14 protein-coding genes are annotated in these 16,612 nt (G+C 71.4%); 10 read left to right on the top strand and 4 right to left on the bottom strand.

All coding sequences use genetic code 11. From position 1 onward, the window contains the following. Positions 1-102 precede the first annotated feature (102 nt). The 7 genes from EDF27_RS15530 (at position 103) to EDF27_RS15500 (ending at position 9,261) form a co-directional block, all read left to right on the top strand. Positions 103-2,304, top strand: a complete 2,202-nt coding sequence (locus EDF27_RS15530; RefSeq protein WP_132049860.1) for an ATP-dependent DNA helicase RecG — start codon at positions 103-105, stop codon at positions 2,302-2,304. A gap of 44 nt (positions 2,305-2,348) precedes the next feature. After that, a complete protein-coding gene (gene coaD / locus EDF27_RS15525) occupies positions 2,349-2,840 on the top strand; it encodes a pantetheine-phosphate adenylyltransferase (RefSeq protein ID WP_123653761.1) in 492 nt (163 codons plus the stop codon). A gap of 71 nt (positions 2,841-2,911) precedes the next feature. Next, the gene (locus EDF27_RS15520; protein ID WP_123653892.1) at positions 2,912-3,442 is read left to right on the top strand and encodes a DUF177 domain-containing protein; all 531 of its coding nucleotides are present in this window, start codon (positions 2,912-2,914) and stop codon (positions 3,440-3,442) included. A 28-nt stretch (positions 3,443-3,470) separates the two neighbouring features. Further along, positions 3,471-3,674: a 50S ribosomal protein L32 gene (gene rpmF, locus EDF27_RS15515; protein ID WP_056126067.1), complete on the top strand. Its 204-nt coding sequence runs from the start codon at positions 3,471-3,473 to the stop codon at positions 3,672-3,674. Between the two features lie 13 nt (positions 3,675-3,687). Beyond that, entirely contained in the window at positions 3,688-4,428 is a 741-nt protein-coding gene (rnc, locus tag EDF27_RS15510) for a ribonuclease III (protein ID WP_123653760.1), read from the top strand. Between the two features lie 3 nt (positions 4,429-4,431). Beyond that, entirely contained in the window at positions 4,432-5,403 is a 972-nt protein-coding gene (mutM, locus tag EDF27_RS15505) for a bifunctional DNA-formamidopyrimidine glycosylase/DNA-(apurinic or apyrimidinic site) lyase (protein WP_132049786.1), read from the top strand. A gap of 39 nt (positions 5,404-5,442) precedes the next feature. Further along, entirely contained in the window at positions 5,443-9,261 is a 3,819-nt protein-coding gene (locus EDF27_RS15500; protein WP_132049784.1) for an AAA family ATPase, read from the top strand. Between the two features lie 54 nt (positions 9,262-9,315). On the opposite strand, the gene EDF27_RS15495 is transcribed toward EDF27_RS15500, so the two are convergent. After that, positions 9,316-10,341, bottom strand: coding sequence for a TerC family protein (locus tag EDF27_RS15495; protein WP_123653757.1), 1,026 nt, complete (start codon positions 10,339-10,341; stop codon positions 9,316-9,318). A gap of 223 nt (positions 10,342-10,564) precedes the next feature. Between EDF27_RS15495 and ftsY the strand changes: the two genes are divergently transcribed. Both ftsY and EDF27_RS19795 read left to right on the top strand, forming a co-directional pair. Further along, on the top strand, positions 10,565-11,434 hold the full coding sequence (ftsY, locus tag EDF27_RS15490) for a signal recognition particle-docking protein FtsY (RefSeq protein WP_123653756.1): 870 nt from the start codon (positions 10,565-10,567) through the stop codon (positions 11,432-11,434). 59 nt (positions 11,435-11,493) lie between these two features. Beyond that, positions 11,494-11,652: a DUF4175 domain-containing protein gene (locus EDF27_RS19795; protein ID WP_139199230.1), complete on the top strand. Its 159-nt coding sequence runs from the start codon at positions 11,494-11,496 to the stop codon at positions 11,650-11,652. Positions 11,653-11,793: 141 nt separating this feature from the next. On the opposite strand, the gene lipA is transcribed toward EDF27_RS19795, so the two are convergent. Both lipA and lipB read right to left on the bottom strand, forming a co-directional pair. Then, the gene (gene lipA, locus EDF27_RS15485; protein WP_132049782.1) at positions 11,794-12,777 is read right to left on the bottom strand and encodes a lipoyl synthase; all 984 of its coding nucleotides are present in this window, start codon (positions 12,775-12,777) and stop codon (positions 11,794-11,796) included. Further along, positions 12,774-13,490, bottom strand: a complete 717-nt coding sequence (gene lipB / locus EDF27_RS15480; protein WP_132049780.1) for a lipoyl(octanoyl) transferase LipB — start codon at positions 13,488-13,490, stop codon at positions 12,774-12,776. The genes lipA and lipB overlap by 4 nt, the downstream gene beginning before the upstream one ends. 172 nt (positions 13,491-13,662) lie before the next feature. Here lipB and ffh point away from each other — a divergent pair, with 172 nt between their 5' ends. After that, complete coding sequence (gene ffh / locus EDF27_RS15475; protein WP_123653753.1) at positions 13,663-15,219, top strand: signal recognition particle protein; 1,557 nt, start codon at positions 13,663-13,665, stop codon at positions 15,217-15,219. A gap of 181 nt (positions 15,220-15,400) precedes the next feature. Here the strand turns inward: ffh and EDF27_RS15470 are convergent, their stop codons facing one another. After that, positions 15,401-16,531 (bottom strand): glutamate--cysteine ligase, encoded by a 1,131-nt coding sequence (locus EDF27_RS15470; protein ID WP_123653752.1) that lies wholly within the window; start codon positions 16,529-16,531, stop codon positions 15,401-15,403. Positions 16,532-16,612 lie beyond the last annotated feature (81 nt).

Genomic DNA, 16,612 nt, shown 5'->3' with positions numbered 1-16,612 from the left:
CCGGGAGGCCCGGTGCGGGTCGGCCGTCCCGGGTACCGTTGCCGTGTGGTCACCTCCAGAGCCGCCGCACCGGCCGACACGACGCCCGACGACCCGTCGGACGTGCCCGCGGGGACCGACTGGGGGCCGGCGCCGCTCGACACCCGCCTCGCGAACGTCCTGGGCGGCCGCACCGCGAAGGCCGTCGAGAAGGCGTTCGGCTACCGCACCGTGGGGGAGTTCCTCGAGCACGCGCCCCGCCGGTACGCCGAACGCGGCGCACTGACCGCACTCGACTCGCTCGCCATCGGGGAATCGGTGACCATCGTGGCCGAGGTGGTGGACGTCCGGGAACGCACGATGCGGGCACGCCGCGGCTCGATCCTCGAAGCCAAGATCGGCGACGGCAAGGGGCTCCTGACCCTCACGTTCTTCAACCAGGGCTGGCGGACGAAGGACCTCGTCGTCGGCGCGCGGGGCATCTTCGCCGGCAAGGTCGGCGACTACCGTGGCGCCCGGCAGCTGGCGCACCCCGACTACGAGCTCTTCGACGCCGACGACCCCCGGGCCACCGCCGACCCGGAGTCCGACGAGGCGATCCGGTTCTCCCGGCAGCCGATCCCGATCTACCCGGCGACGGCGTCGCTGTCGTCGTGGCAGATCGCCAAGGCCATGGCGGTGGTGCTCGACACCTTGCCGGACATCGCCGACCCGATCCCGTCCTCGGTCCGCACCCGGCTCGACCTGGTGCCGTTCCGGCGCGCCCTCGAGCTGCTCCACCGCCCGGAGAAGGTGGCCGACTTCAAGCGCGCGCAGGACGCCCTCCGCTACCGGGAGGCCTTCGTCTTGCAGACCGCCCTCGTCAAGCGCCGGATCGCCGCGCGTGCGACCGCCTCGACCCCGCGTACGGCCACGCCGGGCGGCATCCTGGAACGCTTCGACGCCACGCTGCCGTTCACGCTCACCGACGACCAGCGCTCGGTCGGCGCGGAGATCGCCGAGGACCTCGCCGGCTCGTGGCCGATGCACCGTCTGGTCCAGGGCGAGGTCGGCTCCGGCAAGACCCTCGTGGCGATCCGCGCGATGCTGACCGTCGCCGAGTCCGGCGGGCAGTCGGCGCTCATCGCCCCGACCGAGGTCCTGGCGGCGCAGCACCTCCGCTCGATCGTGAAGTTCCTCGGGCCCGACCTGGCCGCCGAACTCCGCCCCGTGATCCTCACCGGCTCGCAGTCCACCGACGAACGCCGGCGGGCGCTCCTCGCGGCGGCGTCCGGCGGCTCGCGGCTCGTCGTCGGCACGCACGCGCTCCTCGGCGACCGGGTGGACTTCGCCGAGCTCGGGCTCGTGGTGGTGGACGAGCAGCACCGCTTCGGCGTCGAGCAGCGCGAAGCCCTGCGCACCAAGGGCCAGGCGCCGCCGCACGTGCTGGTGCTCACCGCGACGCCGATCCCGCGCACCGTGGCGATGACCGTGTTCGGCGATCTCGACGTCTCCACGATCGCGGGCATGCCCTCCGGTCGCGCGGGCGTGGAGACGTTCGCGGTCGGGCTCTCGGAGCACCCGGGCTGGGAGTCCCGCATCTGGACCCGGATGGCGGAGGAACTGAGCGCCGGGCGGCAGGCCTTCGTGGTCTGCCCCGCGATCGACGACGCCCACACCGAGGACGACGGCGAGCCCGCCGTCGACGGTCAGGAGGACGCCCCGAAGCGTGCTCCGTCGACGGTGCTGGCGACCGCGGAGCGGATGCGCACGATGCCCGTGCTGCAGGGACGCCGGATCGAGGTCCTGCACGGCCGGATGTCCGGCGACGAGAAGGACCGCGTGATGACCGCGTTCGCTGCGGGCGACGTGGACGTCCTCGTCGCGACCACCGTGATCGAGGTCGGGGTCGACGTCCCGAACGCCTCGATGATGGCGATCCTCGACGCCGACCGGTTCGGGGTCTCGCAGCTGCACCAGCTCCGCGGCCGCATCGGCCGTGGGCAGTACGCCGGCGTGTGCCTCCTCGTGACCACGGCAGAAGCGGAGACGGTCTCGCGGGAGCGTGTGGACGCCGTGGCCGCCTCGGACGACGGCTTCGAGCTGGCGCGGGTGGACCTCGAGCTCCGGCGTGAAGGCGACGTGCTCGGCGAGCGGCAGTCGGGTGGGCGGTCCTCGCTCAACCTGCTCCGGGTCGTGCGGGACGCGGACCTCATCGTCGACGCCCGCGGGGAAGCCGAGCGGCTGCTCGAGGCAGACCCGACGCTCGACGGGCAGGCGGAGCTCCGTGCTGCGCTGGCCCGGCGGCTCGACGAGTCCGACGCCGCCTTCCTCGGCAAGAACTGACCAGGCGGGGCACGCGTCCCCGCCGCCCCGGTATCGTCGGGGGCATGGCGCAGATCGCGGTCGTCCCCGGCTCCTTCGACCCCGTGACCCTCGGTCACCTCGACGTGATCGGCCGCGCGGCCCGGCTCTTCGACGAGGTGCACGTCCTCGTCGTGCACAACCCGGAGAAGCCGTCCGCGATGTTCGACGCGGTCGACCGGGTCCGGCTGATCGAGGACTCCCTCGCCGAGGTCGGTGCCCCGGCGAACATCCGGGTCGGGGAGTGGACCGCCGGTCTCCTCGTCGACTACTGCCGGCAGGTCGGTGCGACGGTCCTGGTCAAGGGCGTCCGCTCCGGTGAGGACGTGGCGTACGAGACACCGATGGCGATCATGAACCGCCACCTCGCCGACGTCGAGACGGTGTTCCTGCTGCCGGAGGCCTCCCGTGCGCACGTGTCCAGCTCGCTCATCCGGCAGGTGTCGACGCTCGGCGGCGACGTGAGCCCGTACGTCCCCGCCGTCGTGGACGCAGCGCTCCGCACGCGGAGCCGCTGAACGCGACACGGCACGCCGCTCCTCGACCTGACGGCGAACCCGCGCTAGGATGGTCGATCGTGTCTTCCCCCGTGAACAGCCCCTACGCCCTGCGCGTGCGTGACCTCGCGCACCGCCCGGGCGAGATGCGCGAGCACACGCTCGACATCGCCGTCCCCGAGACCCTCGGTGCCGGCGTGGTGGCCGTCCGTGAGGGCGCTGACATGCACATCGAGTTGCGGCTCGAGGGCCTCCACGAGGGCGTGCTCGTCTCCGGACACGCCTCCGCTGAGGCGACGGGGCAGTGCTCGCGCTGCCTCATCGACATCTCCGAACCGGTCGAAGTCGATTTCGCCGAGCTGTTCGCGTATGATCCCTCGGAGGATTTCGACTTCCATGTTCACGATGACCACGTGGATTGTGAACCGGTCGTTCGAGACGCGGTGGTGCTGTCACTGCCGTTCCAGCCGGTCTGCCGGCCGGACTGCCCCGGACTCGACCCGGAGACGGGCGAACGCCTGGCAGACCTGGGTGACCGCGCGGCTTCCGAGCCCACGGATCCCCGCTGGGCAGCACTCGGCGGACTGATGTTCGACGACAGCGACCGCACTCCCACCGACTGACCAACCGACCAACCGAAAGAGAACCACCATGGCCGTTCCCAAGCGCAAGCAGTCCCGTGCCAACACGCACGCCCGTCGTTCGCAGTGGAAGGCCGCGCCGGTCCAGCTCGTGAAGACGATCGAGAACGGCCAGGTCACCTACAGCCTCCCGCACCGCGCGAAGGTCGTCGAGGACTCGGCCGGCACGCCCCTGTACATGGAGTACAAGGGCCGCAAGGTCGCCGACGTCTGATCGGACGAACCACATGAGCACGACGTCCGGCTCCGCGGGGTCCAACCCCGCGGGGTCGGACGTTGCTCGTCTGCGTGACCTCCTCGGGGTCCCGGTGGACCCCGAGCTGCTCCAACTCGCACTGACCCACCGCTCGTTCGCGTACGAGCACGGCGGGATCAAGCACAACGAACGCCTCGAGTTCCTCGGGGACTCGATCCTCGGCCAGGCCGTGACGGTGAAGCTCTACCGCGACTTCCCGGACCTCGACGAAGGCGACCTGGCGAAGCGCCGCGCGAGCCTCGTCTCGACGGTCGCCCTCGCGGAGATCGCCCGGATCAACGGTCTCGGCGCCTTCCTCCGGCTCGGCAAGGGCGAGGAACAGACCGGCGGCCGTGACAAGTCGTCGATCCTCGCCGACACCGTCGAAGCGATCATCGGCGCCACGTACCTCTCCGCTGGGCCCGACGAGGCCACCGCGCTGGTGCTCCGGCTCGTGGAACCGCTCCTCATCGACCCGGATCGCTTCGGTGCGGCGATGGACCCGAAGACGAGCCTGCAGGAACTCGCGTCGGCGCAGTCCCTCGGCAACCCGGCCTACCGGGTCACCGAAGAGGGCCCTGACCACGACAAGACCTTCCACGCGACCGTGGTGCTGCAGGGCGAGGACATCGCCTCCGGTTCCGGTTCCAGCAAGAAGACGGCCGAGATGTCCGCCGCGCTCGACGCCTGGACGCGACTCTCCGGCCGCACCAGCGAGACGCCGGCAGCGTAGGGCGTGCCCGAACTCCCCGAGGTCGAGGTCGTCCGCGCCGGCCTCGAACCCGCCGTCAGCGGCGCCCGGGTCCTCGCGGTCCACGTCCTGGACGACCGGGCCCTGACCCGGCACGACGGCCCCGCCGAGGACTTCGCGCACCGCCTGACCGGCCGGACGATCGCCGCCGCCGTCCGTCGCGGCAAGTTCCTCTGGATGCCCCTCGCCGAGCCTGGTGACGACGGACGGCCAGAGGCCCTCGTCGCGCACCTCGGCATGAGCGGGCAGATCCTCCTCGGCCGTGACCGCCCCGCCGCGAAGCACCGACGCATCCTGCTCGAGGTGCAGCCGGCCGGCACGGACCGCGACGGCAGCCCCGAGCAGCCGGTCGAACTCGAGTTCGTGGACCAGCGCACCTTCGGCTCGATGGCGCTCGACGCGATGGTCCCGACGATCGACGGCGCTCCCGCCGGGTTCGCCGGCGTCGTCGACGTGGCCGAGCCGGATGCCCCGTGGCGCCGGAACGTCCCCGGGCAGGTCTCGCACATCGCCCGCGACCCGCTCGACCCGGCGTTCGACGACGCCCGGTTCATCCAGATGGCCCGGAAGCGCTCGAGCGGGATCAAGCGGGTGATCCTCGACCAGGGCGTCGTGAGCGGCATCGGCAACATCTACGCGGACGAGTCGCTGTGGGCGGCGAAGCTGCACTACGACCGCCCGGCCGACCGGCTCCCGCGGTCGAGCCTGCAGCTGCTCCTCGACGAGGTCCGGAGCGTGCTCGCGCGTGCGCTCGAGGACGGGGGCACGAGCTTCGACGCGCAGTACGTCAACGTGAACGGGCAGTCCGGGTACTTCTCGCAGCGGCTCAACGTCTACGGGCAGCAGGGCAAGCCGTGTCCCCGGTGCGGCACGACGATCGTCCGGGAGGAGTTCATGAACCGGTCGAGCCACATCTGCCCCGTGTGCCAACCGCGCCCACGCCTCCGGACGCGTTAGCCTGCCCGGGAGCGAGCCAACGACCCACCCGGAGACCGCATGTACTTGAAGAGCCTGACCATCAAGGGGTTCAAGTCCTTCGCGCAGCCGACGACGTTCGCGTTCGAGCCGGGCGTCACGTGCATCGTCGGTCCGAACGGGTCGGGCAAGTCCAACGTCGTCGACGCCCTCGCGTGGGTGATGGGGGAGCAGGGGGCGAAGACCCTCCGCGGCGGCAAGATGGAGGACGTCATCTTCGCCGGCACCTCGACCCGCGGGCCGCTCGGCCGCGCGCAGGTGCTCCTGACGATCGACAACGCCGACGGGCTGCTGCCGATCGACTACAGCGAGGTGACGATCTCCCGCACGCTGTTCCGGAACGGGGGCAGCGAGTACGCGATCAACGGCGAGAACTGCCGCCTGCTGGACGTGCAGGAGCTGCTGAGCGACACGGGCCTCGGCCGTGAGATGCACGTCATCGTGGGACAGGGGCAGCTCGACAAGGTCCTGCACGCCACCCCCGAGGACCGCCGCGGCTTCATCGAGGAGGCCGCCGGCATCCTGAAGCACCGTCGTCGCAAGGAGAAGACCCTCCGCAAGCTCGACGCGATGCAGACGAACCTGACCCGGTTGTCCGACCTGGCGGGGGAGATCCGCCGCCAGCTGAAGCCGCTGGGTCGCCAGGCCGAGGTCGCCCGCAAGGCGCAGTCCGTCGCCGCGGTCGCCCGTGACGCCAAGGCCCGGATCCTCGCGGACGACGTCGTCCGCCTGCGCCGCGAGCTCCACGAGCACCAGGAGGTCGAGGCGGGCCGGAAGTCCGAGCGGATCGTGCTCACCGAGCGCCTCGACCAGACCCGCGCACGCCAGCAGCACGTCGAGCAGAGCATGGTCGGCGACGACGTCGACCGCGCCCGCACCGTGGTGCACCGGCTGGAGAGCGTCCAGGAGCGGCTCCGGGGGCTGTCGAGCCTCGCGAACCAGCGCTTGATGTTCCTCGCCCAGCAGGCCGACGCCCCACAACAGGGCCCCACGATCACGCCGGAGCGGGTGGCCGGTGTCCGTGCCGAGGCCGACCGGCTCGACGCGCGGGCGACCGAGATGGCGAGCGGACAGGTCGCGGCGGCCGAGGCGGTCCGGAACGCCCGCGCCACGCTCGACGCCCTCGACGAGCGGATCGCCGCGCAGGCCGCGCTCGTCTCCCAGCACGACCTCGACGCCCAGCGCCTCGCCAGCACCGTGGACGTCGCGCGGTCGAAGCGGGGCTCGGCCGTCGCCGACCGTGAACGCCGCGAGCGTGCACTGGCCGAGGCCACCGAGCGCGCCCGCACCGCAGAGGCGGCCCTCGCCGAGGTCGGCACCGACCCGTCCGCCGACACCGACCCGGAGGCGCTGCAGGCCGCGCTCGAGACCGCCCGCGAGCGGCTCGAACGCGCGCAGACCGCCCGCGACGACCTCCGTGACCGGCTGCACGCCCTCGAACGCGAGCGGGACGCCCTCGACGCCCGCGTCGCCGCGCTCGGCATGTCGATCGACGTCCGCGACGGCTCGCAGGCACTCATCGACGCCGGACGCGCCGGCATCGTCGGCCGGCTGGCCGACCGCCTCACCGTCACGCCCGGGTTCGAGGGGGCGATCGCGGCGGCCCTCGACGGGCTCGCCGACGCGGTCCTCGCCGAGGACCGCACCGTCGCGCTCGACGCCGTCGCGCACGCCCGCCACGAGGACATCGGCCGCATCGACGTCGTCGTCGCCGACGGCGGAGCGCCCGGAGCGGCGGACACCGCGGCCGTCCCGGTCCCCGCCGGCGTCCGCCGCGCACTCGACCTGGTCACCGGCCCGCCGGCACTCGCCGCGATCCTCGCCGACACGCTGGTCGCGGTGTCCGACGACGTCGACCTGGAGGCCGTGCTCGCCGCCGCCCCGCACGCCACGGTCGTGACACGCTCCGGTGACCTCGTCCGCGCGGTCCGGGTGACCGGTGGCGGTGAGCGGACCACGTCACGCATCGAACTCGTCGCGGAGCGGGACGCGGCCGTGGAGCGACGCGACGCGATCGCGACCGACGCCGAGGACGCGGCCACGGGCCTCCAGGCCGCGCGGAGCGCCGTGGACGAGGCGAGACGCGCCGCGGACGACGCCGACCGGGCGAGCCGTGCGCATGCCGCAGCGGTTGCGGAGTACGACCGGACCAGCGCCTCGGTGCGGGCGAAGGCGGAGAACGCGAGCGCCGAGGTGGAGCGGCTGCGCGCCGCGCTCGGCGAGACCGACGGCGCCGTGGAGGCCGCAGAGGCCGTGCTGGCCGAGGCGGAGCGGACACGGGAGGCGCACGCCGCCGAGCCGCGGCCGAGCGTGGATGCCTCCGAGCGACCGGCGCTGCTGGACGCGCTCGAGGCCGCTCGGGCCGCCGAGATCGAACAGCGCATCCAGATCGAGACCGTCCGGGAACGCGCGCGGTCCGAGCGGGGGCGCGCCGCCCAGCTCGCCCGGCAGCTCGAGGCCGAGCGTGCCGCGGCGGAAGAGGCGGCACGGCTCGCGGTGATCCGACGTGGGCAGATCGCGACGGCGGAGAGCGTCCTCGCAGACCTGCCCGAGGTGCTCGCCGCGGTGGACCGCTCGCTCGCCGAGGCGCGGGTGCAGCTCGCGACCGAAGAGGCCGAGCGCGCGAAGCGGAACACCGAGCTGCAGACCATCCGGAACGAGGAGCGCGAGCTGCGGGACCGGCTGCAGTCCATCACCGACGGGGTGCACTCGCTCGAGATGGAGATCTACGAGAAGAAGCTGCACGTGTCGGGGGTGCTCGACCGGGCGCAGAGCGAACTCGGGCTCGTCGAGGCCGTGCTCGTCGCCGAGTACGGCCCGGACGTGCCGGTGCCCGTCGACGTGCTCGTGGACCCGCGCGTCCTGGCCCGGAAGCACCGGGAGGCGGAGCGGGCGGCGGCTGCTGCTGCTGCGGCGGACGGCGAGCCCGCTGACCTGGCGGACGAGGACGGCGAGGCCGCTGACCTGGCGGACGACGGCGGCGACGCCGCTGACCTGACGGGCCTCGACGACGGTGACGTGGTGGACCTCGTCGACGCCGAGTCGACGCTGCCGGGCGGCCCCGCGCTCCCCGATGACCTGCCGGACGCGCTGCCGGAGTTCGACGCGACCGCCGACGTCGACCTCGCCGACGTCGAGACCGTGCCCTACGTCCGCGCCGAGCAGGAACGACGCCTCAAGGCCGCCGAGCGTGACCTGGGTCAGCTCGGCAAGGTGAACCCGCTCGCGCTCGAGGAGTTCCAGGCGCTCGAGCAGCGGCACGGGTTCCTCACCGAGCAGCTCGAGGACCTGCAGAAGACCCGCACGGACCTGATGACGATCATCGAGGAGCTCGACCAGAAGATGCAGACCATCTTCGAGTCGGCGTTCAACGACACGAAGGACGCGTTCGACGTCATCTTCCCGATCCTGTTCCCGGGTGGCTCCGGGTCGATCACGCTGACGAACCCGACGGACCTGCTCGCGACGGGCATCGACGTGCAGGTGAAGCCCGCCGGCAAGAAGATCGACCGCCTGACCCTGCTGTCCGGCGGGGAGCGGTCCCTGGCGGCGGTGGCGCTGCTCGTGGCGATCTTCACCGCGCGGCCGTCGCCGTTCTACATCATGGACGAGGTGGAGGCGGCGCTCGACGACGCGAACCTCGGCCGGCTGCTGACCGTGTTCGAGCGGCTCCGCGAAGCGTCGCAGCTCATCGTCATCACGCACCAGAAGCGGACGATGGAGATCGCCGACGCGCTGTACGGGGTGTCCATGCGGCAGGACGGCGTCTCCGCGGTGGTCGGTCAGCGCGTGCAGCGCCGCGAGCCGGCGACGGCGGAGCCGGAGGCCGCCGTCGCCTGACCCGGGGCGCGCCGCCTGCCGGTCCGGGGCGCGCCGCCCGCCGGCCCGGGGGCGCTACGAGGCGTCGGAGGACACCGTGGGCTGCGAGCCCGTCGGGGTCAGCCCCCGCGCCTGCCGCTTGCTCGACACCACGAGCGAGGCGACCGTCGCGACGGCGATCGTCAGCATGATGAACCCGAGCGAGAACCAGATCGGGATCTCCGGCGCCCACTCGATGTGCTCGCCGCCGTTGATGAAGGGCAGCTCGTTGACGTGCATGGCGTGGAACACGAGCTTCACGCCGATGAAGCCGAGGATGACCGCGAGGCCCTGGCCCAGGTAGATGAGCCGCTCGAGCAGCCCGGCGATCAGGAAGTAGAGCTGCCGGAGGCCGAGGAGCGAGAACGCGTTCGCGGTGAACACGATGAAGGCGTCCTGCGTCAGGCCGAAGATCGCCGGGATCGAGTCGAGCGCGAAGAGCACGTCCGTCAGGCCGATCGCGACCATCACGAGCAGCATCGGGGTGAAGAGCCGCTTGCCGTCGACGCGCGTGGTGAGTCGGTCGCCGTCGTAGTGGTCCGAGGTCGGGATGACGCGCTTGAGGATCCGGATGAGCCGCGAGTCGCCCTCGTCGGCGCTGTGGTCGTTCCCGCTGCGGGCCTGGGACCACGCGAGCCAGAACAGCAGCGCCCCGAACAGGTAGAACACCCACGAGAAGTTGTCGATGATCGTGACGCCGAGGGCGATGAACACACCGCGGGCGGCGAGGGCGATCGCGACGCCGACGAGCAGCACCTTCTGCTGGAACTCCTTCGGCACCGCGAAGGAGCTCATGATGATGAGGAAGACGAACAGGTTGTCGACCGACAGTGCCTTCTCTGTCAACCACCCGGCGAAGTACTCACCGCCGGCCTGGTGTCCGCCGAACACCCAGACGCCGATGCCGAAGACGATCGCGAGGGCGATGTAGACCGCGGACCAGATCGCCGATTCGCGGATGTGCGGCACGTGCGGGGTGCGCACGTGCGAGAAGAAGTCGAACACCAGCAACGCGAGGATGCCGGCGATGGTGATGAGCCAGACTGAGGTGGGGACGTCCAACGGAGTTCCTTCAGGTCGGGAGGCACACCCAGGTGATGGGTACGCCGAGGCCTGAAGGTCTCTTCCGTCGCGATCGGTCCGAGATCCGGGCCGCTCACGACCGGCGCCCCGGGCCCGGGTCGTTCCGGGCCGTACTGACGGGGTCACCGAGAGGGAATACTCCCCTTCGTGTCACCGAGCATACCGGGGACCGGCCGGGGGCGCCGCGCCCTAAGCTGGGAGCATGGCGAGTTCCTGGTCACTGTCCTCCCGGCTGCGCGGTCTCTTCCAGCGGAAGACCATCGACGAGACCACCTGGGACGACCTCGAGACGGCGCTGATCGGTGCGGACTTCGGCCCGGACATCTCCGAGGAGATCATCGAGGACCTCCACGCACGCGTCGACCGGTACGGCACGACCGACCCCGCCGACCTGCAGCGGATGCTGCGCGAGGTGCTCGAGGAACGGCTCTCGAAGCTCGATACCACCCTGAAGCTCAGCGCCCGGCCCGCCGTCGTGCTCGTCGTCGGGGTGAACGGCGTCGGCAAGACCACCACCATCGGCAAGTTCGCCAAGTTCCTCAAGACGTACGACCGCACCGTGCTGGTCGGCGCGGCGGACACCTTCCGCGCCGCCGCCGTCGAGCAGGTCGCCACCTGGGCCGAGCGGGCGGGCGTCGACGTGGTCCGTCCCTCGCAGCCCGGGCAGGACCCGGCGTCGGTGGCGTACCAGACGGTCGAGAAGGCCATCGCGGACGGCACCGAGATCGTCGTCATCGACACCGCCGGGCGCCTGCACACCAAGGCCGGCCTGATGGACGAGCTCGGCAAGATCAAGCGCGTCGTCGAGAAGCAGACCGAGATCGCCGAGGTGCTGCTCGTGCTCGACGCGACGACCGGGCAGAACGGCCTCGCGCAGGCACAGGCGTTCATCGAGGGGGCCGGCGTCACGGGTCTCGTCATCACCAAGCTCGACGGCTCCGCGAAGGCCGGGTTCGTGCTCAGCGTGCAGGAGAAGACCGGCATCCCGATCAAGCTGATCGGCCAGGGCGAGGGCATCAACGACCTCACCGGCTTCACCCCGCACGTCTTCGTGCAGAACCTCGTGGGCTGATCTCGGGTACCGTCTTCGCAGTACAGGGATCGTCCAGGTACGTCGGAAGGAGTCCCCACATGCCAGCACTGCTGATCATCGCGATCATCGTCGGCCTCGTCCTGCTCTTCAGCGGCATCTTCGTCGGTGCACTGAAGTTCCTGCTGTGGGTCGGGATCGTCCTCATCATCCTGGCCGTCATCGGCTGGCTGCTGCGGAGCATCCGCGGCCGCGCATAGGCGCGGAACGACCGACGGGAGGCACGGTGCCAGCTGGCACCGTGCCTCCCGTTCGTCGTGGGTCGCGCGCACCCGCCGAAAGCGACACCGCACGCCGGTTCGCGCCGCGCAGACGGCCGCGCGTTGTCGCCTCCGTCGCGGTCAGACCGCCTGACGTCCCGCCGGGGCGTCCACCAGGTGCGCGAGGTGAGCCGGGACCGTGCCGCCGCGCGCGACCGTCGCCCGCGCCCACAGCCGGCCGGCACGGTACGAGGACCGGACCAGGGGCCCGGCGAGGACCCCGGCGAAGCCCATGCCCTCGGCGAGTTCGCGGAGCTCGACGAACTCCTCCGGGCTGACCCATCGCGCGACCGGCAGGTGCCTCGGCGAGGGACGGAGGTACTGCGTCAGCGTGATGATGTCGGTGCCCGCGTCGTGGAGCTGCTGCAGGGCGTCCTCGATCTCGGCGCGCTCCTCGCCCATCCCGAGGATGAGGTTCGACTTCGTCACGAGGCCCGCGTCGCGCCCCTGCGTGATGACGTCGAGCGAGCGCTCGAAGCGGAAGGCCGGGCGGATGCGCTTGAAGATCCGCGGGACCGTCTCGACGTTGTGGGCGAACACCTCGGGCCGGGCGTCGAAGACCTGCCCGAGCTGGTCCGGTCGGCCGTTGAAGTCCGGCACCAGGATCTCCACGCCGGTGCCGGGGGAGTGCTCGTGGATCGCCCGGATGGTCTCGGCGTAGAGCCAGGCTCCGCCGTCGTCCAGGTCGTCGCGGGCCACACCGGTGACCGTGGCGTAGCGGAGCCCCATGTCGGCCACGGAGTCCGCGACCCGGCGGGGTTCGTCGCGGTCGAGGGGGTCGGGCTTCCCGGTGTCGATCTGGCAGAAGTCGCAGCGGCGCGTGCACTGCGAGCCGCCGATGAGGAAGGTGGCCTCGCGGTCCTCCCAGCACTCGAAGATGTTCGGGCAGCCGGCCTCCTGGCACACCGTGTGCAGTTGCTTGTCCTTCACCAGGGCCGAGACGTCGCGGAACTCGGGGCCCTGGGTCGCGCGGGTCTTGATCCACGCGGGCTTGGTCTCGATCGGGGTCTCGGCGTTCCGGGCCTCGACGCGGAGCATGCGGCGGCCTTCGGGGGCGAGGGTCATGCGGGGATCCGTTCCTTCGTGCTCGTGCTCGTGGGCGTCCTCGCGGGCGTGCTCTGCGGGTGCGCGATCCGGGTGCCGGTCTGCATGCCGTGCACCGCGCCCTGGACGCGGGACGCGACCACCGCGGCGATCTCGTCGACGGTCACGGGCCTCCCGGCTGCCCTGGTCAGGGTGGTGACGCCCGCGTCGGCGATGCCGCACGGGACGATCGCCCCGTAGGCGTCCAGCGCGTTGTCGCAGTTGATCGCGATGCCGTGGCTCGTCACGCCCTCGGCGACGTGCAGGCCGATCGCGCCGACCTTGGCGGTGCTGCCGCCGTCCGACCGGACCCACGCGCCGCTCCGGCCGTCGACGCGCTCGGCACGCACGCCGACCGCGGCTGCCGCGTCGAGGATCACCTGCTCCAGGTCACGGACCCACGCGACGACGTCGAGCGGTTCCGCGAGACGGACGATCGGGTAGGCGACGAGCTGGCCGGGGCCGTGCCAGGTGATGCGGCCGCCGCGGTCGACCTCGACGACGGGTGCGCCGTTCGTCGGGAGGTCGGAGGGCTCCGTGCGTCGACCGGCGGTGTACACGGGCGGGTGCTCGCAGAGGACGAGTGCGCCGGGGGAGCGGTCGGCGACGACGTCGGCGTGGAGGGCTCGCTGCAGGGCGAGGCCGTCGGCGTAGGGGAGCAGGCCCGGTGGGCGGACCACCTCGAGTTCCGGCATGCGGCGAGCGTACGGCAGTTCTTGGACTCCGTCCAACAACCGTCCAGCGCGATCACGCCCCGCTGCGGACATCGCGCCCGCGCGTGACAGTGCGCGATGTTCGCACCGGGGCGCGACGCAGGCCGGCCCTGACGGCACGACCCCCAGCGCGGCCCTGTAGAATCGTCGGATCATGGCGCAATTCGGATCCCTCTCTGATCGGCTGACCGAGACCTTCCGCAACCTGCGGACGAAGGGACGACTCTCCCCGGCGGACGTGGACGGCACCGTCCGCGAGATCCGTCGGGCCCTGCTCGACGCCGACGTCGCGCTCGAGGTCGTCAAGGCCTTCACCGCCGCGGTGCGTGAGCGTGCCCTCTCCGACGAGGTCAACCGCGCGCTGAACCCGGCGCAGCAGGTCGTCCAGATCGTCAACGAAGAACTCGTCGGCATCCTCGGCGGCCAGCAGCGTCGCCTCGAGTTCGCGAAGAAGCCGCCGACGGTCATCATGCTCGCGGGCCTCCAGGGCGCCGGCAAGACGACCCTCGCGGGCAAGCTCGGCAAGTGGCTCAAGAAGGACGGCCACACCCCGATGCTCGTCGCGGCGGACCTCCAGCGTCCGAACGCGGTGCAGCAGCTCCAGGTCGTCGGCGAGCAGGCCGGCGTGCACGTCTTCGCCCCGGAGCCCGGCAACGGCGTCGGCGATCCGGTCAAGGTCGCGAAGAACGCCATCAAGGCCGCGGTCGACCAGCAGTACGACACCGTCATCGTGGACACCGCCGGTCGTCTCGGCGTCGACGCCGAGCTCATGAAGCAGGCCGCGAACATCCGCAAGGCCGTCGACCCGGACGAGGTCCTCTTCGTCATCGACGCGATGATCGGTCAGGACGCCGTCACCACCGCCCGCGCGTTCCAGGAAGGCGTCGACTTCACCGGTGTCGTCCTGTCGAAGCTCGACGGTGACGCCCGCGGTGGTGCCGCCCTGTCGGTCGCCAGTGTCACGGGCCGTCCGATCATGTTCGCCTCCACCGGTGAGGGCCTCGACGACTTCGAGCCGTTCCACCCGGACCGCATGGCGAGCCGCATCCTCGACCTCGGCGACATCCTGTCCCTCATCGAGCAGGCGCAGGGCGCCTTCGACGAGGAAGAGGCGCGCAAGGTCGCGGACAAGATCGCGACCGACAACTTCACGCTGAACGACTTCCTGCAGCAGATGCAGCAGCTGCGCAAGGCCGGCTCGATCAAGGGCATGCTCGGCATGCTCCCCGGTGCCAAGGGCATGCGCGAGGCGCTCGACAACTTCGACGAGCGCGAGATCGTCCGCACCGAGGCGATCATCCAGTCGATGACCCCGAAGGAGCGCGAGCTCCCGAAACTCCTCAACGGCTCGCGTCGTCTCCGCATCGCGAAGGGTGCCGGGTCGACCGTCACCGAGGTCAACCAGCTCGTGAACCGCTTCGAGCAGGCGGCGAAGATGATGAAGACCGTCGCTCGCGGTGGTGTGCCGCAGATGCCGGGCATGGGTCCGATCCCGGGCATGCACGGTGGCAAGAAGCAGCAGCAGGGCGGCGGCAAGAAGAAGTCGAAGGTCGGGAACCCGGCGAAGCGTGCGGCGATCGCGGCCGGCACGGCGGCTGCGCCGCAGCAGGCACCGCAGGGGTCCGGTCTGGGTCTCGGCGGCGGCGCCAAGGGCGGCAAGGCGCCAACCGAGGAAGAGCTGGCGAGCCTGCAGAAGTTCCTCGGTCGCTGACGCGACCACGTGAGCGACGGGAGGCCCGGTGCCAGCTGGCACCGGGCCTCCCGTCCGTCGTCTGGTGACGCGCGTTCTTTCCCATCACGGGTGCGCTGGAACGTCGAATCGCGCGTAGGCGGTCGAAACTTCCGACCGCCTACGCGCGATTCGACTGACCACGCGCGAAACGACCCGGGCGTCAGAGGGAGTCGGTGAACTCCTGGACCAGGTGGCGGACGACGGCGCGCAGGTCGCCGCCGTTCTCCTGCGCGACCTTGAGCTGCCGCTGGTACGACGCACCGCGCTCGATCATCGTGTCGAGGTGGTGCAGTTCCTCGAGGCAGCCGAGCCGTTCGGCCACGGGGTCGAGCCGGGTGACGAGGTCGTGCACCTCGTCGGTGACGAGCCGTTCGTCGCCGGCGGTGTTCGTGATGATCTCCGCCTCCATCCCGTAGCGGGCGGCACGCCACTTGTTCTCGCGGATGAACCACGGCTGCATGGTCGGCAGGGTCTCGCCGGCGTCGAGCCGGTCGGAGCACGCGGTGACGAGGCACTGCACGAGTGCGGTGACGGCGCCGACTTCCTGCAGGGTGGAGATGCCGTCGGACACACGGTTCTCGAGCGTGCCCCACTTCGGCGACGGGCGGATGTCCCAGCGCAGGTCGCCGACGCCCTCGATGACGCCGGTGTGGGTGAGGTCACCGACGACCTCCTCGAAGTTCGCCCACGCGCCGAGCTGCGGCGGCAGGCCACCGGTGGGGAGCTGCTGGAACATCAGGGCACGGTTCGACGCGTACCCGGTGTCGGTGCCCGCCCAGAACGGGCTGGAGGCGGTGAACGCCTGCACGTGCGGCACGTACGCGAGCATCGCGCCGAGGATCGGCAGGGCCTTGTCGCGGTCGTCGATCCCGACGTGCACGTGCACGCCCCAGATCAGCATCTGGCGTCCCCACCAGCGGGTCCGGTCGATCAGCGTCGTGTAGTGCTCGCTGTCCGGGGTGATCTCCTGCTGGTCCCAGACCGCGAACGGATGCGTGCCGGAGCACATGACCTGGGCGTCGAGGGGTGCGGCCGCGTCGATGACCTCGCCGATGGTGCCGGACAGCTCGCTCGTCGCGTCGCGCACCCGGGAGTGCACACCGGTCACGACCTCCACCGTGTTGGTCAGGAGCTCCTCGGTGACCTTGTCGTGGTCGCCGAGCCGCTCGTGCACGGCGGCGATGACGGCGGGGGCGCGCGGGGTCAGGTCGCCGGTCTCGCGATCGACCAGCGGGAGCTCCCACTCGACGCCGATGGTCGACGGGCGGGACTCGGTGAAGCGGATGTCCATGGAGCCATCCTGCCGGGGCGTTGTCGGACACGCACAAGGAAGAGTTGTCCCCATCGTGCGGATCGGTTTCTCAGGACCTTC

This window comes from Curtobacterium sp. PhB136 (assembly GCF_004346855.1).
In the GTDB taxonomy this organism is placed as follows: Bacteria; Actinomycetota; Actinomycetes; order Actinomycetales; family Microbacteriaceae; genus Curtobacterium.
The sequence above is the reverse complement of the archived record's forward strand: the minus strand, read 5'-3'. Positions and strand labels throughout refer to the sequence as shown.

Coding starts and splice junctions, on each gene's coding strand:
- coaD (WP_123653761.1), top strand. CDS start 2,349: ATGGCGCAGATCGCGGTCGTCCCCGGCTCCTTCGACCCCGTGACCCTC.
- rpmF (WP_056126067.1), top strand. CDS start 3,471: ATGGCCGTTCCCAAGCGCAAGCAGTCCCGTGCCAACACGCACGCCCGT.
- rnc (WP_123653760.1), top strand. CDS start 3,688: ATGAGCACGACGTCCGGCTCCGCGGGGTCCAACCCCGCGGGGTCGGAC.
- EDF27_RS15500 (WP_132049784.1), top strand. CDS start 5,443: ATGTACTTGAAGAGCCTGACCATCAAGGGGTTCAAGTCCTTCGCGCAG.
- ftsY (WP_123653756.1), top strand. CDS start 10,565: ATGGCGAGTTCCTGGTCACTGTCCTCCCGGCTGCGCGGTCTCTTCCAG.
- EDF27_RS19795 (WP_139199230.1), top strand. CDS start 11,494: ATGCCAGCACTGCTGATCATCGCGATCATCGTCGGCCTCGTCCTGCTC.
- lipA (WP_132049782.1), bottom strand. CDS start 12,777: ATGACCCTCGCCCCCGAAGGCCGCCGCATGCTCCGCGTCGAGGCCCGG.
- lipB (WP_132049780.1), bottom strand. CDS start 13,490: ATGCCGGAACTCGAGGTGGTCCGCCCACCGGGCCTGCTCCCCTACGCC.
- ffh (WP_123653753.1), top strand. CDS start 13,663: ATGGCGCAATTCGGATCCCTCTCTGATCGGCTGACCGAGACCTTCCGC.
- EDF27_RS15470 (WP_123653752.1), bottom strand. CDS start 16,531: ATGGACATCCGCTTCACCGAGTCCCGCCCGTCGACCATCGGCGTCGAG.